This window comes from Sphingobacterium sp. UBA1897 (genome assembly GCF_002337775.1).
Taxonomy (GTDB): Bacteria; Bacteroidota; Bacteroidia; order Sphingobacteriales; family Sphingobacteriaceae; genus Sphingobacterium; species Sphingobacterium siyangense.
The window spans coordinates 1-5934 of the sequence record NZ_DDGR01000013.1 but is presented as its reverse complement, the minus strand read 5'-3'; the positions used below and the strand labels follow the sequence as shown (position 1 = coordinate 5934).

The 5934-nt window shown below is 38.8% G+C and carries 5 protein-coding genes; 2 read left to right on the top strand and 3 right to left on the bottom strand.

Features of this window, described 5'->3' with window-relative positions:
- Positions 1-163: 163 nt before the first annotated feature.
- From B4N43_RS07720 to recQ, 3 genes are all read right to left on the bottom strand, one after another.
- Complete coding sequence (locus B4N43_RS07720; protein WP_145326865.1) at positions 164-1258, bottom strand: SGNH/GDSL hydrolase family protein; 1095 nt, start codon at positions 1256-1258, stop codon at positions 164-166.
- Positions 1259-1342: 84 nt separating this feature from the next.
- Positions 1343-2158 carry a 3-deoxy-8-phosphooctulonate synthase gene (gene kdsA / locus B4N43_RS07715; protein WP_120334127.1) on the bottom strand — a complete coding sequence of 272 codons (816 nt, stop codon included), beginning with the start codon at positions 2156-2158 and terminating at the stop codon, positions 1343-1345.
- Between the two features lie 15 nt (positions 2159-2173).
- Positions 2174-4363 (bottom strand): DNA helicase RecQ, encoded by a 2190-nt coding sequence (recQ, locus tag B4N43_RS07710; protein ID WP_286733920.1) that lies wholly within the window; start codon positions 4361-4363, stop codon positions 2174-2176.
- A 101-nt stretch (positions 4364-4464) separates the two neighbouring features.
- Here recQ and B4N43_RS07705 point away from each other — a divergent pair, with 101 nt between their 5' ends.
- Positions 4465-5430 (top strand): KpsF/GutQ family sugar-phosphate isomerase, encoded by a 966-nt coding sequence (locus B4N43_RS07705; RefSeq protein WP_286733919.1) that lies wholly within the window; start codon positions 4465-4467, stop codon positions 5428-5430.
- Between the two features lie 98 nt (positions 5431-5528).
- The gene (locus B4N43_RS07700; RefSeq protein WP_286733917.1) at positions 5529-5903 is read left to right on the top strand and encodes a DUF1573 domain-containing protein; all 375 of its coding nucleotides are present in this window, start codon (positions 5529-5531) and stop codon (positions 5901-5903) included.
- Positions 5904-5934 lie beyond the last annotated feature (31 nt).

Below are 5934 nucleotides of genomic sequence, written 5' to 3'. Positions count from 1 at the left end.
AATAAAAATAGAAAAGGGAAGTTTTAAGCTTCCCTTTTCTATTTTTATTTCTTGTGCTGACGGATGTATGCTAATCCAATAAATCTGTTTCATATACGATACACTATTATTGATTCAGTGAATTCCGAACGCCCATATCCAGAGCGTCTCCGTTAACAATAGCCTACTTTAGAATTTTTTTCAATAATTTAATATACGCATTTGCGATTCTTTCCATACCTTGATCATTTGGATGAGCATAGTCTACAGTCGAATTCAGATCTAGATTAAGCTCTTGGCTCGACAATAAGAAAAGCTGGCGAACCCCTTTCGATTGTAATTTTTCAAACGCAGCTTTCAGTACACGGCTACTTTGCTGATACTCTGCATTTTTATCTTCATTAAAGACTTCTGCTATACTTCCCGAACTATGCTGGGTCAAAATGATAGGCGTTGCGGGATGTTCTTTTCTTAAAAATGTCACCGCATGGACCAACAAAGAATCCAATTGTGTCTCTGTTAACGATTTCGAAATAGCCAGATTGGGAATACAATCGAGAATATAGCAGGCGGCATCTTCTTGGTTCATCATATTTAAAATAGGCTGTTCAAGTCGACCATTTCCAGAGAAACATAAATTGATCACTTCGTTATTAAATGCCCTTCCTACCTGACTGGTCCAAGCCAAACCAGGACGGCTTGTACAGGCCCCCTGTCCGATCGAGGTTCCATAGACAACAATGGGCTTTGCTGCTGTGGTATGAGTATACGTTAATTTAGCCGTATTTGGCACACCAATCTTTAACCACTTAACAGTATTGTAGAGCGGAAGATATAAGCGATAATTAAATTTTTCATTGCGCCCAATATTCTTCCACGTATAAGAAATAGTATCCGAAAAATCATAACTGCCATAAGCCCACTTCCATTCTTTCTTTACCGTATCATAAGCATAAAGATCCAGCCCACTAACACCTGTTGTTGGCATATGGGGCATATTTAAGCCTCCGGCAACTTGGTATTGAACTGTAATCTCAGGCGAAGAAGTTTGAAAGTCAATATAGAATCCTGCGCTATTCTTACCTAGCTCCCATACTGGTTTACGTACCTGACTTTCCAATTCATCGGGAAGTCTGTTGAAGGCTGAAAGCTTCTGATTCTCCAACCTACCTTCCACATGTTTATCTTCTAGTGGAGAAAACCAACTATAATTCTCCTGCGCTTTAATGGCAGAAAAAGACAACAGAAAAAACGCTGTCAACGCAACTTTTGATAACATATAATAATTTAGCTTTAAGTTTGATATAATTGATTATAAAAAAGGAGCCTATTGGCTCCTTTTTATTGTGATTTATTTATTATACTATAAAATAGCTTGTCTAACTCGTACCAGTTTTTCCATCAAGCCTTCAAGTAAATCCAAATGTAACATATTGGCGCCATCAGATTTCGCATTTGCCGGATCAGGATGTGTTTCTATAAACAGACCGTCAGCTCCCACGGCGATAGCTGCTTTCGCTATCGTTTCAATTAAGGCTGGTTTTCCTCCTGTTACGCCAGAAGTCTGATTTGGTTGTTGCAAGGAATGTGTACAGTCCATCACTGTTGGGACGTTAAAAGCACGCATTTCGGGAATCCCTCGATAATCTACAATGAGATCCTGATAGCCGAATGTATTGCCACGATCAGTTAAAAAAACCTTTTCATTTCCTGATTCCACGATCTTATCTACTGCAAATTTCATAGATCCCGCACTCAAAAACTGACCTTTTTTTACATTGACCACCTTATTCGTTTTTGCCGCCGCAACCAATAAATCAGTCTGTCTGCACAAAAATGCTGGAATTTGAAGAACGTCAACGTATGCAGCTGCCATTTCTGCCTCGTGGCTCTCATGGATATCTGTCACCGTCGGTACACCAAAAGTTTTCCCTACTTTTTCTAAAATCTTCAGCGCCTTTTCATCACCTATTCCCATAAATGAATCTAGGCGGGACCGATTGGCTTTACGGTAGGATCCCTTGAAAATGTAAGGAATATTAAGTTTATCTGTAATTGTAACAATCTTTTCAGCAATACGCAAAGCGATTTCTTCTCCCTCAATTGCACACGGCCCCGCCATTAAAAAGAAATTCTGCGATGTCCCATTCTTTATTTCGGGAATGTATTTGTTAATCATATAATTATAAAAATATTAATTGCCAAGCTCTGATAAAAATTTGATTCGCATCAATTGGAGATCTTCATAACTGTAATCATCCCCTCCAAGTTCTTTAAGCGCATCATTAATTGAATCAGTCTCCGCTGTCTTAAAATAGTCATATACCTCATCCTGGCGCTCCTCATCAATAATCTCGTCAATAAAATAATTGATATTGATTTTTGTGCCCGCATTTACAATCGTTTCTATTTCCTTCAATATTTCCTCATAAGTTATCCCCTTAGCTGAAGCAATATCATCCAATGCTATTTTACGATCGATATTTTGAATAATAGATACCTTTAATGCCGATTTATTTGCTGTACTTTTAATGACAAGATCCACGGGTCTATCGATTTCATTTTCCTCAACGTAGTCTTTGATCAAGGCAATAAATGGTGCGCCAAATTTAATCGCTTTACCATTCCCTACTCCCTGGATCTGTTTCAACTCATCGATGGCAATTGGATAATGTGTACACATTTCTTCCAGCGAAGGATCTTGAAAGATGACAAATGGAGGCAATGACTTCCCTTTTGCAATTTTCTTGCGTAGGTCTTTAAGCATTCCCAACAAGACGGTATCTAAGGCTCCTGTGCCGTGGCCTGTATCTTCCGAATTTGTGCTATCTCCTCCTTCTATTGGACGATTCAAAACAAATTTTAGTTGATAAGGGTTATCTAGATAATGACGGCCAATATCTGTCAATTTTAAAAGGCCATAGTGATCAATATCTTTTTCGATAAAGTTGTCAAGCGCAGCCTGTCTCAGCAAAGATTTCCAATAAATAACACCTTTCTCTTTACCCGTTCCGAAAAGACGATGTTCATCATGTTTATAGGAAGATACGGGTTGATTATTTTGACCCATCATGACGTTGATCACGTGATGATCATCAAATTTCTCGCCCTGCTCCTGAATGAAACCCAGTACATTTTTCAAGGAGTCTTCGGCCTCAAAATATTCTTTCTCCGAGCGGCAGTTGTCGCACATATTATTACAGCCCTGCTCGTCAAAATTTTCTCCAAAATAATGAAGAATTTGTTTACGACGACATACTGCAGACTCCGAATAATCAATAACCTCTTTTAAGATCTGTGTACCGATCTCGCGTTCGGCCACAGGTTTATCTTTCATAAACTTGGTCAGCTTTTCAACATCTTTTTCCGAGTAAAAAGCCAAACAATAACCATCCCCACCATCACGTCCAGCACGTCCAGTTTCCTGATAGTAACCCTCCATGGATTTAGGAATATCATGGTGAATGACATAACGAACGTCAGGTTTGTCTATTCCCATACCGAAAGCGATGGTAGCAACAATCACTTCCACATCCTCCATCAAAAATTTATCCTGTGTATCAGCTCTTGTTTTAGCGTCCAATCCCGCATGGTAAGGTAAGGCTTTGATGCCATTTAGGTTCAAAACCTCACTGATTTCTTCTACCTTTTTACGGCTCAAACAATAGACAATACCGGTCTTACCCGATTTGGTTTTGATAAAACGAACAATCTCCTTAACAACATCCTTTTTGGGCCGCACCTCGTAATACAAATTGCTTCGATTAAATGATGATTTAAATAAAACAGCATCATTCATCTGTAAATTTTTACGGATATCCGACTGAACTTTAGGAGTAGCAGTCGCCGTAAGAGCGATAATAGGGATATTGGCACCTATTTCGTTGATTACCTGGCGTATTTTACGATATTCTGGTCTGAAATCGTGCCCCCATTCCGAAATACAATGCGCTTCGTCAACCGCTACGAAAGACACGGTAATCTGATGTAAGAATTCCAAATTATCTTGCTTGGCAAGGGATTCTGGAGCTACATACAGCAATTTGGTCTTCCCGGCGAGTACATCATCCTTAACCTTTGTAATTTCGCTCTTATTCAATGATGAATTTAAAAAATGAGCGATACTATCTTCGCCACCGAATGCACGAAGCTGATCTACCTGGTTTTTCATTAAAGCAATCAGCGGAGAAATAACAATTGCAGTTCCCTCACTCATAAGAGCAGGAAGCTGGTAGCAAATTGATTTTCCTCCTCCGGTTGGCATTATTACAAAAGTATCTCTTCGTTGAAGAATACTAGTTATAATTGCCTCTTGATCCCCTTTAAAAGTATCAAAACCAAAAAAATCTTGTAAATTGTCGAAAAGTGATTTTTCTATTTCCATTGCGCCTTGGGCAAAAATAAGATAGATAAATGAAGAAATAATCTTGAAAAATAATCTATTTTTGCAATCTATTCTAATACATAAAAGTAAGAGTATTTTTTGTGAAAAACAACTACGAAATAAAAAATATAGCTATTCAAGCTATTCAAGAAGAAGCCAAGGCGGTAGCTGCTTTAGCTCAATATATTGATGATGATTTTGTTACCGTTGTCGATCGTATTCTAAATTTACAGGGCCGCGTCATTGTAACTGGAATCGGCAAAAGTGCCATTATCGCTCAAAAGATAGTTGCAACGCTAAATTCGACAGGCACACCATCGATCTTTATGCATGCAGCTGACGCTATCCACGGAGACCTTGGTATTATCCAACAAAATGATTTAATTATTGCGATCTCTAAAAGTGGTAATACACCTGAGATTAAAGTACTTGTCCCCTTTTTAAAACAGACAAAGAATGTTTTGGTTGCTTTGGTCGGAAATACGGAATCCTATCTCGCTAAAAATGCAGACTATATTTTAAATACCACCGTTGAGAAAGAAGCTTGTCCTAACAACCTTGCGCCGACTTCAAGTACAACTGCTCAGCTAGCCATGGGCGATGCGCTTGCTGTCGTTTTACAAGAGTGCCGCGATTTCACGGATAAAGATTTTGCAAAATACCACCCAGGAGGAGCATTAGGAAAAAAACTGTACTTAAGAGTCGGCGATCTATCCGATCAGAACGGCAAGCCTAGTGTCCAACCGCAAGCCACTGTAAGTGATATCATCATCACCATAACACAGTTTAGACTGGGAGCTGTAGCGGTGTTGGATGCTGACCACATACTCGGCATCATCACAGACGGTGATATCCGTCGTATGCTGGAGAAACACACCAATTTAGCGGCAATTACTGCCGCCGATATCATGGGAAAATCACCAAAAGTCATCGACAAAAATGAATTGGCAGCCAATGCTCTCCATATTATGCGCGAAAATAACATCACACAACTACTGGTTTCCGACAAAGGGAATTATGCTGGTGTTATCCACATACAGGATCTATTGAAAGAAGGTATAATATAACTGTAATAAAGTTGTTAGATGTATAATAAATTGGCAATAAATATTAAATTTGGCATATCAGTTGTACTATTTTAATCGTAAAGTAATATTTTAGAAGCATGAAAAAGTATATAACAATCTTAGCAGTGATCATTTCCTTTATAGGTTTTTCTTCGATGCAGACAGGACAAGGGGAATTTAAATTCGAAAAAGAAACCCATGATTTTGGCAAAATTCCGGCCGGTACGCCCGTTTCGTATAATTTCAAGTTTTCAAACACAGGCAGTGAGCCAATTATCATTTCAAATGTTGTGCCTACCTGCGGATGTTCTGTAGCAGAATTTACGAAAACACCAATTAAACCAGGCGAAAGCGGAACGATCAAAGTAACTTACAATGCGGCGGCAAAATCTCCATTCACAAAGAGTTTCACGGTACAGTCGAACACCAAGACTCCTGTAAAAACGCTATATATTAAGGGTATTGTAGAATAACAATGCTCGTAAATAAAACGAAAAAAGCCAC

Coding starts and splice junctions, on each gene's coding strand:
- recQ (WP_286733920.1), bottom strand. CDS start 4,363: ATGGAAATAGAAAAATCACTTTTCGACAATTTACAAGATTTTTTTGGT.
- B4N43_RS07720 (WP_145326865.1), bottom strand. CDS start 1,258: ATGTTATCAAAAGTTGCGTTGACAGCGTTTTTTCTGTTGTCTTTTTCT.
- B4N43_RS07700 (WP_286733917.1), top strand. CDS start 5,529: ATGAAAAAGTATATAACAATCTTAGCAGTGATCATTTCCTTTATAGGT.
- kdsA (WP_120334127.1), bottom strand. CDS start 2,158: ATGATTAACAAATACATTCCCGAAATAAAGAATGGGACATCGCAGAAT.